Source organism: Streptomyces sp. NBC_01549 (genome assembly GCF_026339955.1).
Lineage (GTDB): Bacteria > Actinomycetota > Actinomycetes > Streptomycetales > Streptomycetaceae > Streptomyces.
In genome coordinates, this window is sequence record NZ_JAPEPW010000001.1 from 3,752,619 (window position 1) to 3,768,066 (window position 15,448).

At 69.3% G+C, this 15,448-nt stretch carries 13 protein-coding genes, 1 tRNA gene and 1 pseudogene; 5 read left to right on the forward strand and 10 right to left on the reverse strand.

All coding sequences use genetic code 11. The features are described from left to right. Window positions 1–17 precede the first annotated feature (17 nt). The 8 genes from OG819_RS16820 to OG819_RS16855 all read right to left on the reverse strand — a co-directional run bounded on the left by OG819_RS16820 (window position 18) and on the right by OG819_RS16855 (window position 8,760). Window positions 18–1,550 carry a glycoside hydrolase family 32 protein gene (locus tag OG819_RS16820; protein ID WP_266650155.1) on the reverse strand — a complete coding sequence of 511 codons (1,533 nt, stop codon included), beginning with the start codon at window positions 1,548–1,550 and terminating at the stop codon, window positions 18–20. Next, a complete protein-coding gene (locus tag OG819_RS16825) occupies window positions 1,547–2,590 on the reverse strand; it encodes an ATP-binding cassette domain-containing protein (protein ID WP_266625482.1) in 1,044 nt (347 codons plus the stop codon). The genes OG819_RS16820 and OG819_RS16825 overlap by 4 nt, the downstream gene beginning before the upstream one ends. Continuing rightward, window positions 2,587–3,540, reverse strand: coding sequence for an ABC transporter ATP-binding protein (locus OG819_RS16830; RefSeq protein ID WP_266650156.1), 954 nt, complete (start codon window positions 3,538–3,540; stop codon window positions 2,587–2,589). The genes OG819_RS16825 and OG819_RS16830 overlap by 4 nt, the downstream gene beginning before the upstream one ends. 3 nt (window positions 3,541–3,543) lie before the next feature. After that, window positions 3,544–4,464, reverse strand: a complete 921-nt coding sequence (locus OG819_RS16835) for an ABC transporter permease (RefSeq protein ID WP_266625478.1) — start codon at window positions 4,462–4,464, stop codon at window positions 3,544–3,546. A gap of 14 nt (window positions 4,465–4,478) precedes the next feature. Beyond that, on the reverse strand, window positions 4,479–5,456 hold the full coding sequence (locus OG819_RS16840; RefSeq protein ID WP_266625476.1) for an ABC transporter permease: 978 nt from the start codon (window positions 5,454–5,456) through the stop codon (window positions 4,479–4,481). 94 nt (window positions 5,457–5,550) lie between these two features. Then, window positions 5,551–7,233, reverse strand: coding sequence for an ABC transporter substrate-binding protein (locus OG819_RS16845; RefSeq protein ID WP_266650158.1), 1,683 nt, complete (start codon window positions 7,231–7,233; stop codon window positions 5,551–5,553). A gap of 74 nt (window positions 7,234–7,307) precedes the next feature. Next, complete coding sequence (locus tag OG819_RS16850; protein WP_266650160.1) at window positions 7,308–8,330, reverse strand: LacI family DNA-binding transcriptional regulator; 1,023 nt, start codon at window positions 8,328–8,330, stop codon at window positions 7,308–7,310. A gap of 259 nt (window positions 8,331–8,589) precedes the next feature. Next, a complete protein-coding gene (locus tag OG819_RS16855; RefSeq protein ID WP_266650162.1) occupies window positions 8,590–8,760 on the reverse strand; it encodes a hypothetical protein in 171 nt (56 codons plus the stop codon). A gap of 345 nt (window positions 8,761–9,105) precedes the next feature. Here OG819_RS16855 and OG819_RS16860 point away from each other — a divergent pair, with 345 nt between their 5' ends. The 5 genes and pseudogenes from OG819_RS16860 to OG819_RS16880 form a co-directional block, all read left to right on the forward strand. Beyond that, entirely contained in the window at window positions 9,106–10,095 is a 990-nt protein-coding gene (locus tag OG819_RS16860) for a carbohydrate kinase (RefSeq protein WP_266650164.1), read from the forward strand. Window positions 10,096–10,385: 290 nt separating this feature from the next. Continuing rightward, on the forward strand, window positions 10,386–10,610 hold the full coding sequence (locus OG819_RS16865; RefSeq protein ID WP_266650166.1) for a hypothetical protein: 225 nt from the start codon (window positions 10,386–10,388) through the stop codon (window positions 10,608–10,610). Between the two features lies 1 nt (window position 10,611). Continuing rightward, a complete protein-coding gene (locus tag OG819_RS16870; protein ID WP_266650168.1) occupies window positions 10,612–11,601 on the forward strand; it encodes a carbohydrate ABC transporter permease in 990 nt (329 codons plus the stop codon). Between the two features lie 10 nt (window positions 11,602–11,611). Next, the gene (locus tag OG819_RS16875) at window positions 11,612–13,090 is read left to right on the forward strand and encodes a glycoside hydrolase family 32 protein (RefSeq protein WP_266650170.1); all 1,479 of its coding nucleotides are present in this window, start codon (window positions 11,612–11,614) and stop codon (window positions 13,088–13,090) included. Window positions 13,091–13,110: 20 nt separating this feature from the next. Then, a pseudogene (locus OG819_RS16880) lies at window positions 13,111–13,275 on the forward strand (site-specific integrase); the annotation flags it as partial. 78 nt (window positions 13,276–13,353) lie between these two features. Here OG819_RS16880 and OG819_RS16885 read toward each other — a convergent pair. Both OG819_RS16885 and OG819_RS16890 read right to left on the reverse strand, forming a co-directional pair. Then, a tRNA-Arg gene (locus OG819_RS16885) sits at window positions 13,354–13,429 on the reverse strand. Window positions 13,430–13,659: 230 nt separating this feature from the next. Next, on the reverse strand, window positions 13,660–15,447 hold the full coding sequence (locus tag OG819_RS16890) for an IclR family transcriptional regulator C-terminal domain-containing protein (protein ID WP_266650172.1): 1,788 nt from the start codon (window positions 15,445–15,447) through the stop codon (window positions 13,660–13,662). Between the last annotated feature and the right edge of the window lies 1 nt (window position 15,448).

The window sequence follows — 15,448 nt, forward strand, 5'->3', positions numbered from 1 at the left end:
GGCCGTGTGTAAGACCGTCACGGCCAGAGCGGCCGGGGTCCGTTGGTGAAGCCCGACGCCATCTGCCAGGCGTCGAACCGCTCCAGGGCCACGTCGCCGTCGGCGCCGATACCGACGCCGACGGCCTCGTCCGGGCGGGTGGGGTAGATGCGGGCGGTGAGGGCACGCCCGTTGGCGAAGACCTCCAGTGCGGAGTGGTCGACGAGGACGCGCAGGTCGACCCGCCCGTCAGTGCCCAACGGCAGTTCGCCGTAACGGGGTTCGGTGTCGACCGTCGGGTCGAGGCTGCTGGTCTCGCGGTGCAGGCGGAGGGTGCCGCCCGTTCCGTCCTGCGCCCTGCTCACCTCCACGACCGTGCGTTCCGCGCCGTCCGGTGTCTCGCGGACCACGAGCCGGGCGGTCGCTCCGGGAGCGAGACGCAGGGTCGTCTCGATGTCCAGCTGGTCCCCGCGCACGGCGGGCAGCCTGGTGTACCGGTCGGCCTGCCGGCCCGGAGCCACCTCTACGCGCTCCCGCCGCAGCTCGGTCAGCTCCGGCGCGGGGGCCTGATGCAGGCCGCCGTCCGTGGCGAGCGTGACGACCCTCGGCAGGGACATCACGCCGCACCAGCCGGCCTGCGCGTTCGCCTCATCCGTCCGTCCCTCCTGGAGCCAGCCGAACATGATGCGGCGGCCGTGCTCGTCGCGAGTGGACTGGGGGGCGTAGAAGTAGCGTCCGCCGTAGTCGAGGCGGTGGAGGGCGGTCGGGTTGAAGGTGTCGCCCTGGTAGCGGCCGGTCCAGTACAGGGGGTGGTGGGTGGTGCCCTCGTCCCAGGCGGAGAAGACCAGCACGTCGGTGCTGCCGTCCTCCTCGTCCTCGCCGAGCCGGAAGAGGTCGACGCACTCCCACATCGTGCCGGTCCAGTCGAGCTCGCCCTGGTTCTGCGAGGCGTCGCCGGTCAGCAGGGGGCCGACGTAGCGCCAACTGCGCAGGTCGTCGGATTCGTACAGGAAGGCCGTTCCGCCGACGCCCCGGATGCCCGAGCCCACCAGCTGGCGCCACACCTGGCCCTCCCGCCAGACGCAGTGGTCGCGGAAAGCCGTGATGTCGACGCCCTCGGGCGGGGCGGTGATGACCGGGTTGGCCGGGTCCTTGGTCCAGTACCTCAGATCCGCCGATCCCCTGGCCACGCACGGGAGTTCATGCTCGCCGTGCCTGCCCGAGTAGACGAGCGTGGGCACTCCCCCGTCGTCCACCAGGACACCGGACCAACAGCCATCGCGGTCCGGGCCGTCCGAGCCTGGCACTAGGGCGACTGGCTCATCGGCCCAGTGCACGAGGTCGGTACTGGTGGCGTGGCCCCAGTGGATGCGGTGGTGGGCGGCGGCAAGCGGGTTGTACTGGTAGAAGAGGTGGTAGACGCCGTTCCAGTGGCTCAGCCCGTTGGGGTCGTTGAGCCAGCCGCCGGGCGAGGTGAAGTGGAAGCGGGGGCGGTGGGGGTCGCGCAGGGCGCGTTCGGCCAGCCCCTCGGCGATGTGGCTGCCGGAGGGGAGGGTGAGGTCGTGGGTCATGCGGCGGTGGTCTCCGCTTTCTCGGTGTCGTCGGTGGCCTCGCCGTCCGGCCGGTCGGTGGCCTTCAGGACGCGGCGGGCGATGTCGGAGGCGGGTGCGCGCAGATGGCAGCGCACCCAGTGGGGCTGTCCGTCGTCTTCGCCGACGATGTGGCGGACGGGCTCGGTGCGGCTGCACGCGCCGTCGTCGCCGTAGGGGCAGGACGTGGGGTTGAGGATCGCCTCGCGGAGCCTGGCGCGCTCGACGGGGTCGTAGCTGCCGACCCGTTCGGGGTCGGGTACGGCGGACAGCAGTAGGCGGGTGTAGGGGTGGGCGGGGGCGTCCATCACCGCCAACGCATCTCCGCCCTCGACGAGTTCGCCGGCGAACATGACCATGGTGGTGTCCGCGAGGTAGCGGGCGGAGCCCAGGTCGTGGGTGATGTAGAGCATGGCGATGTTCCGCTCGTCGCGCAGGCGCCGCATCAGGTTGAGCACGCCGACGCGCACGGAGACGTCCAGCATCGACGTCGGTTCGTCGGCCAGGATGAGGCGCGGGTCCACCGCCAACGCGCGAGCGATGGAGACGCGCTGACGCTGGCCGCCGGAGAGTTCGTGCGGGTAGGACTGGAGCATGTCCTCGGTCAGGCCGACCGTTTTTATCAGCTCGCGCAGCGCCTCTGGTGTGGCGGAGTGGCCGTGTAGGACGAGGGCTCGGGTGAGGAAGTGCTCGATGCGGTGGACGGGGTTGAGTGAGCCGAAGGGGTCCTGGAAGACCATCTGGACCTTGCGGCGGTACGCCCGTGATGCCCGGCGCGGCTCGGTGCGCAGGATGTCCTGGCCGTCGAGCAGTACCTGTCCGGCGGAGGGCTGTTCGAGGCGGGCGAGGCAGCGGGCGATGGTGGACTTGCCGCTGCCGGACTCGCCGACCAGGGCGGTGATCCGGCCGGCCGGCAGGTCGAAGGACACGTCGTTGACGGCACGGACGCGGCTCCGGGAGAAGACGGTGCCGACCTGGAAGTCCTTGGTCAGACCGCGTACGGACAGCAGGGGCTGGGTCATCGGGGGGCTCCCTGGGCACTCTGGGCCACCCACCGGCTGGGGGCGATCTCGCGCAGGTCGGGGATGTTCATGGAGCAGTCCGAGCGGTCCTCGGGACAGCGGACGTGGAAGCCGCAGCTGTCGGCGGTGCGCGGGGCGTCGAAGAGGCCGGTGAGCTCTTGGCGCGGGCCTGTCAGCGGCGGGAAGGCGTTCATCAGCGCCTTGGTGTAGGGGTGGAGCGGCCCCGCGAACAGGTCCTTGGCGTCGGCGAGTTCGACGATCCGTCCGCCGTACATCACGCCCATGCGGTCCGACAGCTCGATCATCAGGGACATGTCGTGGGTGATGAAGAGGATGGAGAAGCCCAGCTCCCGCTGGAGGTCGCGGATCTGCGCCATGATCTCCTGCTGCACGACCACGTCGAGCGCGGTGGTCGGCTCGTCCATGATCAGCAGCCGGGGGTGGAGTGCGACGGCCATGGCGATGACCACGCGCTGACGCATGCCGCCGGAGAGCTGGTGCGGGTACGCCTTCAGCCTTCCCGGGTCGATGCCGACCAGCTGAAGCAGCTCGCCGGCCCGCTCCCGCGCGAGCCGCTTCTTAAGCTTCTCGTGGGTGGTGAAGATGTCGACGATCTGCTCGCCGATGGTCAGGACGGGGTTGAGGGAGTTCATCGCCGACTGGAAGACCATGGCGATCTCCCGCCACCGGAAGGCGCGCAGCTCCCGTGGGTCCAGGGCGAGGACGTCCCTGCCCTGAAAGCGGATGCTGCCGGCGGTGATCTCCGCCGGGGGCTTCAGCAGCCGCATCACGGCGTTGGCGATGGTCGATTTGCCGCAGCCGGACTCCCCGGCGAGGCCGAAGATCTCTCCGGCGCCGATGGAGAAGGAGACGTCGTCGGCGCCCACGACGGTGCGTCCGTCGCTGCGGTATTCGACGCGCAGGCCGTTCACCTCAAGTACGGGATCCATGGCTCAGCCCCTCCTCTCACGGCGGGCACGGCGGTTGCGCAGCCTCGGGTTGGTGATCTCGTCGACCGCGTAGTTGACCAGCGCGAGCGCGAAGGCGACCAGCGCGATGCACAGTCCGGAGGGGACGAAGGCCCACCATGCGCCGGTCATCAGCGCGCCGTCGTTGCTGGCCCAGTACAGGTTGGTGCCCCAGCTGACGACACTGCTGTCGCCGAGTCCGAGGAACTCCAGGCCGGCCTGGGCGCCGATGCCGAAGATCACGCAGCCGAGGAGCGTGGTCATCACCACGGATGCCATGTTGGGCAGGATCTCGCGGAACATGATCCGCAGCGGGCGCTCCCCGGTGACGACGGCCGCGGCCACGAAGTCCTTGCCCCGGATCGACTTGGCCTGCGCGCGCAGTACCCGGGCCGAGCCCGCCCAGCCGGTCACGACGAGCACCAGGATCACGGTGGAGGTCCCGGGTGGCAGGAACGCGGCCAGGATGATGAGCAGGGGCAGCCCGGGCAACAGCAGGAAGACGTTGGTGACCAGGGTCAGCGCGTCGTCCACGATGCGGCCGAAGTACGCGGCGGCGAGGCCGACGACGATGGCGACGCCCGTCGCCACGAGTCCCACGGTGAACCCGACGAAGAGCGAACTGCGCGCACCCCACAGGGTGAGGGCGAGCACATCCTGACCCTTGGCGGTCGTACCGAGCCAGTGTGCGGCCGAGGGGGCCTGGCTGCCCGTGGAGTTGATGAGCGACGGGTCGCCCGGTGCGAGGACGGGTGCGAGCAGGGCCAGCAGCGCGAAGACGGCGAGCAGGATCAGCCCGGTCAACGCCTTCTTGCTGTCGATGAGCTGGCGCACCAGTCCGCGTCGGCGGGAGGTGCGTGCGGGGGTGGTCGGCGTGGTGGCCGTCGCGATCTCGATGGCGGTCATGTCGGCAGCCCCCTTCAGCGGACGCGGACGCGCGGGTCGAGGCGGACGTAGACGAGGTCGACGAGGAAGTTCGCGATCAGCACCGCCGCCGTGATCGTCAGGAAGATGCCCTGCATCAGCGGGTAGTCCAGGCCCTGGACGGCCATCAGCAGCTGGTAGCCGATGCCGGGGTAGGCGAACACGACCTCGGTGAGCAGCGCGCCGCCGACGACGAAGCCGAGCGCCATGCCGAAGTTGGTGACGGAGGGGAGCAGCGCGTTGCGGGCGGCGTAGCGGAACATGATCCGTGAGGGGCTGAGCCCCTTGGCCTCGGCCATCGTGATGTAGTCCTCGGCCGTGGTCGCGATCATGGTGTTGCGCATGCCGAGCATCCAGCCGCCGATGGAGACCAGCACGATGGTCAGCGCGGGCAGCACCAGGTGGGTGGCGACGTTGGAGAGGAATTCGCCGTTGAAGCCGGGGGTCAGTCCGACGTCGTAGGCGTGCCGCATGGGGAACCAGCCGAGGCTCACCCCGAACAGGTACAGCGCGCCCATGGCCAGCCAGAAGTAGGGGAACGAGCCGACGAAGATCAGCAGGGGCGGGAAGGCGGAGTCGAGGACGCCGCCGCGCCGCCAGGCGGCGACGATGCCGAGCAGGTTGCCGAGCACGGCCGCGATGACGAGCGCGACGCCACCGAGGAGCAGGGTCCAGCCGATCTGCGAGCCGATCACGTCGGTGACCGGGGTGGGGAAGCGGGTGATGGAGATGCCGAGGTCGCCGGTGAAGACGCTCTTGATGTAGCTGAGGTACTGCTGCCACAGGGGGCGGTGGTCGAGGCCGAAGAGTTTCCGCAACTGGGCTATCTGGTCGGGCTGCATCGTGCCCTGGGCCTGCGCGAACATCCGGGAGACCGGGTCGCCCGGCATGAAGCGCGGGAGCACGAAGTTCAGGGTGAGGGAGGCCCAGAAGGCGAGCAGATAGAACCCCAGGTTGCGCAGGATGAGACGCACGGGTCGTGCTCCTGTCGTAGGGGGTGCGGGGGGAGGAGGAGGGGGGCGGTGGGGAGCGGCCGTCCGGGGAGGAGGACGGCCGCCGATCCGTGCGTCAGCTCTTGACGGGCTTCAGCGAGGTGAGCACGAGGATCGTGCTGCCGTTGCGGTTGCCGAGGGTGGCGTACGGGTTCTCTTCGGTGGGCCAGCCGGTGAAGCGGGCGTCCGTGTACGCGCCCCACTCGGGGCCGGTGAACAGCGGGACGACGGGCGCGTCCTTGTTGTACAGCTCCTGCAGGCCGTTCGTCTGCTCGCGCTGCGTCTTCTCGTCCGTGGCGGCGGCGAAGGCGTCGATGAGCTTGTCGGCCTTCTTGTCGCCGAAGCGGTGGTAGTTCTCCGTGGCCTGCTTGCCGACCGGCTGCACCATCTTGGTCGACATCACGCCGCGGTAGTACTCGTACGGGGTGGCGCCGTTGTTGCTCCACACGATGCCGGTGTCGAAGGTGCCGGTGTTGTACGAGGACGAGACCGCCGACCAGTCGGGCGTCTTCACGGTGGCGGTGATGCCGACCTTCGCGAGGTCCTGCTTGATGATGTTGGCGACCGAGATCCAGTCGGAGGAGGCGGAGCCGACGGAGATGTCGAGGGTGAAGTCCTTGCCGTTCTTCAGCTTCCGCTTGCCACCGCTCTCCTTGTAGCCGGCCGCATCCAGGGCCTTGGCTGCCGCGTCGGTGTCGTACTTCGTCCAGGTGCAGGAGGCGGCCAGCGACGTGTCACGCCACTTGTCGTAGGTGTGGGCCAGGCCCGTGCAGTCGGCGGGTTCGGCGTAGCCGTTCATCGCGACCTTGGTGATCTGGTCGCGGTCTACCGCCATGCTGAGCGCCTTGCGCGCGGCCGGGTCGTTGAACGGCGCCTTGGTGGTGTTCAGCTGCCAGTTGATCATGGCGCCGGTGGCCGGGAACCAGTAGTGGTTGTGCTTCTTGTCCTTGGTGACGAAGGACTTCTCGATGTCCGGGATGAACGACTGCGTCCAGTCCACCTCGCCGTTGGTGAAGGCGATGTTGGCGCTGTCGTTGCCGGAGAAGGCGAGCATCTGGATGCCGGCGATCTGCTGCTTGTCCGGCTGCCAGTAGTCGGGGTTCTTGCGCAGCTCGTACGACTGGCTCTGGAACTTCTCGATCTTGGTGTACGGGCCGGTGCCGACCGGGTTCGGGTTGGTGAACTTCGCCGGGTCCTTCACCTTGGACCAGATGTGCTTCGGCAGGATGTAGTGGCCGCTGATCTCGTAGAAGGCGGTCGAGAACGCCTTGTTGAAGGAGAACTTCACCGTGTGGGCGTCGACCGCGGTGACCTTGTCGAGGTAGTCGAAGCCACCGAGCACCTTCTTCTGGAGCTCGAAGGTGTAGACGACGTCGTCGGCGGTGAGCGCCTGGCCGTCCGACCACTTGACGCCGTCGCGCAGCGTGAAGGTGAGGGACTTGCCGTCCTTGGCCTGCTCCCACTTGGTGGCCAGCCACGGCGTGTCCTTGGCGTCGGCCATGCTGTGTACCGCCAGCGGCTCGTAGACCGCCTGGATAGTCATGGGGGCGGCCTGCGGGGAGAGCGGGTTGAAGTTGCGCGTGAACGTCGCCAGATCCTCGCGCGGGATGGTGAGCAGCTGGTTGCCGGAGGTGTCACCGGCGCCGGAGGTGCCCGAGCCACCCGTACAGGCGGACAGGACCAGGGCTGCGGCGGCGGTCGCGGTGACCGCTCTCAGGACGGCTCGGGGCCGCCGTGAAGGTATGCGGGAGGGTGCCATAATGGAGACTCTTTTCCTCTCTTCAACACACAGGGCGAAGACGGGATGGGATTACTCGGCGGACTGATTCGCAGTCAGACCGACGAGCGTTCGAGCAGCGGGCAGTCGATCGTCACCCGGTGGGTGTCGAGCGGCTGCCCCGCTGCGAGAGCGGCGAGCATGTCGACGCCCTTGGTGCCCATGGCTTCGAAGGGCAGGGCGAGCGTCGTCAGCTTCGGCCGCAGATAGGCGGCGATGAGTTCCTGGTTGTCGAACCCCACCACGGCCACGTCGTGCGGGATGCGCAGCCCACGTTCCTTGATCGCGTCGTACGCGCCCATCGCCATCCGGTCGTTGCCGCAGAACAGCGCGGTCGGCCGGTCGCCGGCCAGGCGGTCCAGCAGTTCGCAGGCGGCGGTGTAGGCGCCGTCGGCTGTGGCCCAGCCGGGGATGACGAGGGCAGGGTCGGGGGTGATCCCGGCCTCGCGCAGGGCACGTTCGTATCCTTCGCGCCTGCCGATGGCGGCCGGGATCGCCGGGTCGAGGTTGATGAACCCGATGCGGGTGTGACCGGCGTCCAGGAGCCGGCGGGTCGCCTTGTATCCGCCCGACTCCTCGTCGGGCAGGATGCACGGCAGCTCTCCTGCCGCGTCGTAGCAGTTCACGAGCACCGTCGGCACCTCGCGGGCGGCCTTCGGCAGGCTGACGGCCCGGTGCCAGGTCGTGGCGTACAGCAGCCCTTCCACGCGGTGCTCCAGCATCTGGTCGAGCGCGGCGGCCTCCTGCACGGGATCGCCCTCGCTCGCGGCGATCAGCAGGAACCTCCGGTCACCCCAGGCGCGGCTCTGCGCGCCCGTGATCACCTCCGCCGCGAAGGGGCCGGTCACGATCTCGGTGATCAGACCGAACCAGCCGCTGCGGTTGGCGGCCAGCGCCCGCGCCCCGGCGTTGGGCCGGTAGCCGAGCTCGTCGATCGCGTCCAGGATCCGCCGACGGGTCTCGTCAGGGATGGTTGCGCCGGGCTTGTCGTTGAGGACGAAGGAGACCGTGGTCCGCGAGACACTCGCGCGGCGAGCCACATCGCTCATGGTCACGCGCTGCGTCTTGTTGGTGGCCACTTTCAGTCCCCTTCGGTCGGTGGAGGTGCGCCGAGACCCCTCCGGTTTCGCGCTTTAATAACGCGCGTTACTACTGCATTGCTGGGAAGTTACGGCCGCCTTATGCGCCATGTCAATACATCGCCGGGTAACGAAGAAGGATGGGAATGAGACGCCTTCTCGGTGCCGTCGCTGGAGGCTGGGTGACGCCTCTGGAGGGCGGCCCGCAGGGCAACGGCATGGCTGTGGACTCGCCGCCGTGTCCCCGGCGGCTGCGGGCTCACGGCCGCTCGACGAACACGTCGATGCGCTCGGGGTCCCGCTCGACGACCGGATCGAGGATCTTGTCCACGCGCCTGACCAATTCGTCCTGCGAGCCGTGGGTGACCCAGTTCCCGTAGGCGATGGCGCTGACCAGCATGCCGCTGCCGCCCAGATGGCGATAGTCCATGTTCGGTGTCCCTTTCTGAGGACGAAGGAGACCGTGGTCAGCAAGGCACCCGCACCTCGCTCATGGCCACACGGCTTGTCCCTACCGTGGCCACTTCCCGTCCCCTTCGGCCAGCGGAGGCGTGACATTGCCTCCAGTTTCGCGCTTTAATAACGCGCGTTAGTGCTAGGTTGCGAGGAAGTTACGGGCGTTTCGCACCGCATGTCAATGCCTAGACATGGGCTGCATCAGGCCACCGCCCGGTGTCCTTCGCCCGTACGTACGCCGGCCCGCCGGGCACCGGCCGAAACCCACGCGCGGATCGCGGCAGCTCCGCGCGCTTTCCCAGAGAGGCAGACCGTCACCATGGCTCGACTCGAGTCACCCAGCGGTGTCACCGTTCTCGGTGAGTGCGTCGCGGACGCCTTCACCGCCCCCGCCCTGTCCGGCCCGGGGGAATTCGCCCTGCGCGTCCTGCCGGGAGGCGGCCCCGCCAACACCGCCGTCGCCCTCGCCCGGCTCGGCACCCCCACCCGCTTCCTCGCGCGGCTCTCCCATGACGTCTTCGGCACGCTCTTCCGTAACCGCCTCAGCGACTCCGGTGTCGACCTGAGCGGCAGCGTGACCGCCCCCGAGCCCAGCACCCTCGCCGTCGCCGCCCTCGACGAGACCGGCCAGGCCACCTACACGTTCTACGCCGACAGCGCCGCCGACTGGCAGTGGACCGCCGACGAACTCGCCAGCACCTCGCACGACGGCACCGTCTGCCTGCACACCGGCTCCCTGGCACTGATACGCCAACCCGGCGGCAGCCGCATCGAGGACCACCTCGCCAAGGCACGCGAACACGTCACCGTGTCCATCGACCCCAACGTCCGCCCCCTGCTCGTACCGCCCTCCGCCTACCGGGAACGGCTCCCACGCTGGTGCGCCCTCGCCGACATCCTCCGCCTCAGCGAGGACGACCTCGCCCTGCTCCTCCCCGGCGTCGGCCCCGAAGAGGCGTGCGACACCTGGCACGCCGCCGGCGCGCGCCTCGTCGTCATCACCCTCGGCTCACGCGGCGCTCTCGCCTCCCTCGACGGCCTCCGCGTCACCGTCCCGGCCCCGGCCGTCGACGTCGCCGACACTGTCGGCGCCGGGGACTCCTTCACCGCAGGTCTGCTGCACCGTCTCACCGCCCTCGGCCACCTCGGCGGCCGGCTCGAAGGGCTGAGCCTCGAAGACGTCACCCAAGCCTGCGCCTTCGCTGCCTGCGTCGCCGCCCAGACCTGCTCCGTCCCCGGCGCAAACCCGCCCTGGGCGGACGAAGCGGCGCTGAAGGCCGGCGTCGAACGGCTCCTGTTCGGCGTCTGAACGCACATGCCCGTTCCCGCGCCATGACTGCCAAAGGCCCTTGTGACCCTGCAAGACTGCCGACATGACACACGTGATCGTGGTCAGTGACTACGACCCCCGCTGGCCCGATCGGTTCCAGGACCTGCGGCAGCGACTGGCACCTCACGTCGCGGATCTTGCTGTGTCCATCGAGCATGTCGGCAGACCATCCCGCAGGACCTGTACGAGGCCGCCGACATCGGCGGCGCCACCCGCTGGGTCCGCTTCCGCTACGTGACCTGGCCCGGCCTGCGCTCCACGCGCACTTCGTGCTCATCACCATCACCCTCGCCGCGTTCAGCCTGTTCGCGCAGATCAACGTGATGACGCAAGGCGGGCCGCTGGACTCCACCACCACGGTTGTCTACCAGGCCGTTCAGACCGGATACGGGCAGCAGCAGACCGGGTACGCGTCCGCGATCTCCCTTGTCTTCTTCGTTCTGGTGCTGGCGGTCTCCCTGATCCAGCGCTTCCTCACCCGGGAGAAGGACTGACATGGCCTCCGCATCCTCCGCGCCCGCACGCCCGGACTGCCGCCGGATGCCGTTGCTGCGCTCGCTCGTCCTGCAGGCGGCGCGCATCGTGCTCGCGCTGTTCTTCGCCTTCCCGATCGTGTTCATGCTGGTGTCGTCGCTCAAGCCGGACCAGCAGATCTTCGGCGACCTGGACAGCATCAAGGCGTTCCTGCCGGTCGGCCACCTGTCCCTGGACAACTACACCGGGGTATTCGACCGGGTTCCCGCCGCCCGGTTCCTGATTACCTCCATCGGGATCTCCGCGGTGACCGTGGTGCTGGGCATCTTCGTCAACAGCCTCGCGGCGTTCGCCCTGTCCCGGATGCGTTGGCGCGGCAAGAAGGTCGTGCTCGCCGCGATCATCGCGACGCTGATCGTGCCGTTCGAGACCTTCGCGCTGCCGTTGGTCTGGTGGGTCAACCAGCTGCCCTGGCTTCAGGTGAACGGTTTCCACCTCGCCCTGACGGAAGGCTGGCTGGACACCTACCGGGTGCAGGTCCTGCCCTTCGTGGCCAACGCCTTCTCCGTCTTCCTGTTCCACCAGTACTTCCAGAGCATCCCCAAGGAGCTCGACGAAGCAGCCATCATCGACGGGGCCGGCTGGTTCGGCATCTACCGGCGCATCGTCATGCCGCTGTCGAGTCCGGCGATCGCCACGGTGGCGATCCTGACCTTACTGCCGGCCTGGAACTCCTACCTGTGGCCGCTGATGGTCGTCCAGAGCGAGAACCTGCGGCCCGTGATGGTCGGCACCCAGTACTTCTTCCAGCTCAACCCCTCTTGGGGCCAGATCATGGCCTACGCCTCGATCACCGTGCCGGTGCTCACGCTGTTCGTGGCGTTCCAGCGGGCCTTCGTCAACAGCATCGCCTCCAGCGGAGTCAAGGCTGACCGCAGGGGCGCACGCCTGCCCGGCCGGTCCTCCCACTCTCTTCTCTGCCCCCACGCTGTGCTTCAGCGCACCCTTTGAAAGGCTTCGTGTGCCTACGCCGCCCATCGATCCCCACCTGCCCGCCGTACACCTGCGACCGCCCCGCAACTGGATCAACGATCCCAACGGGCTGGTCTTCCACGACGGCCAGTACCACGTGTTCTGCCAGTACAACCCGTACGGTCCGCAGCACGCGAACATGCACTGGGGTCACTTCCGCAGCCCGGACCTGATCACCTGGGAAGAGCTTCCGATCGCGCTCGCCCCCACCCCCGGTGGTGACGACGCGGACGGCTGCTACTCCGGCAACGCCATCTCCGTCGAGGGCCGGTTGGTGGCCTTCTATTCCGCCAACCGCACGGGCCGCTGGTGGCAGCCGGTCACCACCGCCGAGTCCCACGACGGCGGGCACACCTGGGCCAAGCGGCCCCAACTCCTCATCCCGGAGCCGCCCGCCGACACCACCATGTACCGGGACCCCTACGTCTGGCGGCAGGACGGCCACTGGCGGATGCTCGTCGGCGCGGCCCTCGCCGACGGCCGCGGCGCGGCACTGCTCTATGAATCGGACGACCTGGAGCACTGGGATTACCGCGCCCCCTTCCACACCAGCAGCCCAGCCACCACCGCCGACGGCCCGGCGGGCTGGGAATGCCCCCAGTACGCGACCTTCGGCGACCGCGGTGTCCTGATCGTCAGCGACTGGACGCCGGAGGGCGGCCCCAGCCACGTGACGGTGCACACCGGCCGGGAGGAGTCAGCCCGTTTCACCGCAACTGCGCCACCTGTACGGCTGGACCACGGCCCGGACTTCTACGCCCCCGCCCTGCTCAAGGCCCCCGAAGAAGACCGTTGGCTGCTGTGGGGCTGGGCGTGGGAGGCCCGCGACGACACCTGGGCGCACGAAGCGGGCTGGGCGGGAGTCCTCACCCTCCCGCGCGAACTGACTTTGGCCGACGACGGCACGGTCGGCCAGCACCCCGCCCGCGAGCTGCTCGCCCTGCGCGGCGAACGCGTCCTGCACCGCACCGGACACGTCACCCGATCCGGGCCGGTCGACCTGGGGCAGGTCAGCCGCACCTTCGACCTCACCGCCGTACTGATCCCCGACCCCACCGGCTTGTGTGGTCTGCGCCTGGTCACCTCCGCGGACGGCACCGAATACCTCGACATCGGCCTCGACCCCACCGCCGGTCAGCTCACCGTCGACCGAAGCCACGCCTCATGGGACCCGCGCGCACGGACGGGCACCTACGTCGTCCCCTGCCCGGCCGCGAAGGTCCCCGGCTCACCCGTCGAACTCCGCGTCATCGTGGACGGCTCGATCGCCGAGATCTACCTCGCCACCGGCCAGGTCCTCACGATCAGGTTCTATCCGCTCGGCGACGCGCCCTGGCGCCTGCAGGCCCGCACGACCGGCACCGGCAGCAGCGACTTCGCCGTGGAGGCATGGGACCTGAACCCCCGGCCGAATCCGTCAACAGCCTCTCACGGCAAGCCGACCACGGGACGTGTGACCGCCCGGTGACCCCGCCCACCATGCCTCCCCTCCTCACGGCGGCCGGAGTCGCGCCCCGCGTCGTGACGGAGATCCTCGGTCACTCACAGATCAGCATCACCATGAACGTGTACACGCACGTCGTGCAGGACACGCAGCGCGAGGCCATGAGCCACATGGACCGGCTGCTCAGGAGGCGTCCCGGTCGTCAGTGACCCGTCGCCGTTGATGTCAGATCTGGATGTCAGAAAGGGGTCCACCTCCGAAATTTCGGAGGTGGACCCCTTCTGAACTGGTGCCCCCGGCAGGATTCGAACCTGCGACACCCGCTTTAGGAGAGCGGTGCTCTATCCCCTGAGCTACGAAGGCGGGGGGATCTCGGTGAGACCCGGCGACTAGCGTAGCGGATTCGGTGGGGTGGGGGTTCTGGCGTTCGGTCAGTGGGCGGTTCGGGTTTTCAGGACGTCCAGGACGCGGTCCAGGCCGTACTGGAAATTCTTGTCGCCGGCTTCGCCCGGGACGCCTTCACCAGCGCGATGTCGGCGAGCTTCCTGGTGGGCGGGGCGAACGGTCGTCAGGAGGGGGTACGCGCTGACGCGTCATGTCCGCGGTACCTGGCGAAACCGTCCCGCCACCCACAGGTCCTCCTCCATCCGGCTCACCGTGGCCCGCAATTCCGGCAGTACCTCGGTGACGCACTCCTCGGGCGTACGGCGGCTGCTGTGCATCGCGACATTGACCGCGGCGACGACCCGTCCACCGCGCTCGCGCACCGGTACCGCGATGGAGCGCAGCCCCACCTCCAACTCCTCGTCGACGAGGGCGTATCCCTCTTGCCGTACGCGCTCCAGAACGGCCTTCAGGCGAGCGGGATCCGTGATCGTGCGGGGGGTCAACGGGAGCAGTTCGGTGAGCGGGGGCTCGGGCAGGTCCGCCAGCATCACCCGGCCCAGCGCGGTCGGGTACGCGGGCAGACGGGTGCCGATGGCGATGTGGGCGCCCATGATGCGGCTGGTGGAGACGCGGCCCGTGTACTGGACCTCGTCGCCGGTCAGGATCGCCAGCGACACCGAGTCGTGCAGCCGCTGCGAGAGTCCGGTGAGGTGCGGGGCGGCGATCTCGGCGAGCGAGGTCCGCGACAGGGGAGGGAAGCCGAGGCCCAGCACACGGGGGGTGAGGCGGAAGACGCGGTCGTGCGTGCTGACGTATCCGAGGTGTTCCAGGGTGATCAGGGCGCGGCGGGCGGTCGCCCGGGCGAGCCCGGTGGCCTGGGCGACCTCGGTGAGGTTCAGTTCGGCGCGGTCCTCGCCGAAGGCGGTGATCACGGTGAGGCCCCGGGCCAGCGACTCGATGAAGTCCCGGCCCAGTTCCTGTTTGGAGGCGCCGGTCCAGACGGCGAGGCCGGAGGGGGCGGTGGTGGTACGGGGCGCGGCGGATTCGGCGCGCTGTGTCTCGCGCAGTTCCCGTTCCATCGCGGCGACGGACTGGCGCAGCCGGGGCAGCAGGGTGTCGCGCAGATCGGCCGCGGTGTGCCGGCTGGTGTGGCTGACCACGCTCACCACACAGGCGATGCGGCCCGCCTCGCGTACGGGCATGGAGATCGCGACCAGCCCCGGTTCGATCAACTGGTCGTCCAGCGCCCAGCCGGCCTCGCGAGCCTCGGCCGTACGCTGCTCGAAGTCTTCGCCGAGGGTGGGCAGCCGACGTGTGCCTCGGCCGACGTCCTGCTCCTTCGTCGTGTCGTTCGTCGTGGCGCGTCTGTCTCTTTCGGCGTCGCGGTCGTCCTCGCCGTACTCGATCGGGCGGCTTCGGGCCGGGACCGCCGGAAACCCCCGGTCCTCCGGATCGGCCGTGCGCCGCTCGCGCCACCGTGCCCACTCCCGTTCGTCCCATTCGGTGGCGAACAGGGGGCCGGGCGCGGTGCGTTCGGCGGGCAGCAGGTCGCCGATGCGAAAGCTCAGTGACATGGCGCGGCGCCGGGTCGCCTGGTGGATGAAGCGGATGCCGTCCTGGTCGCCGACCGCGAGCGAGACGGACTCGTCGAGTTCGTCGGCGAGGGCGTCGGCGTGCGCGTCGAGGAGGCGGGGCAGACGCAGGGCGGCCAGGTAGGCGTTGCCGAGTTCCATCAGACGGGGGGCCAGGACCGCGTCGCGGCCGTCGAGGCGTACGTACCCCCGGCGCGCCAGGGTCGCGGTGATCCGGTCGACGGTGGAGCGCGCGAGTCCGGTGGACCGCTCCAGACCGCTGAGGCTGGACACTCCGTCGGCGTCGGTCAGCCGCCGCAGTACGGCGATACCGCGGATGAGGGGGGTGACGGCCTCGGCGGGCACCGCGGCCTCGGCGCTGCTGGTGCCGGTCCCGGGGGGCGGCGCGACGTTCGATGGCATG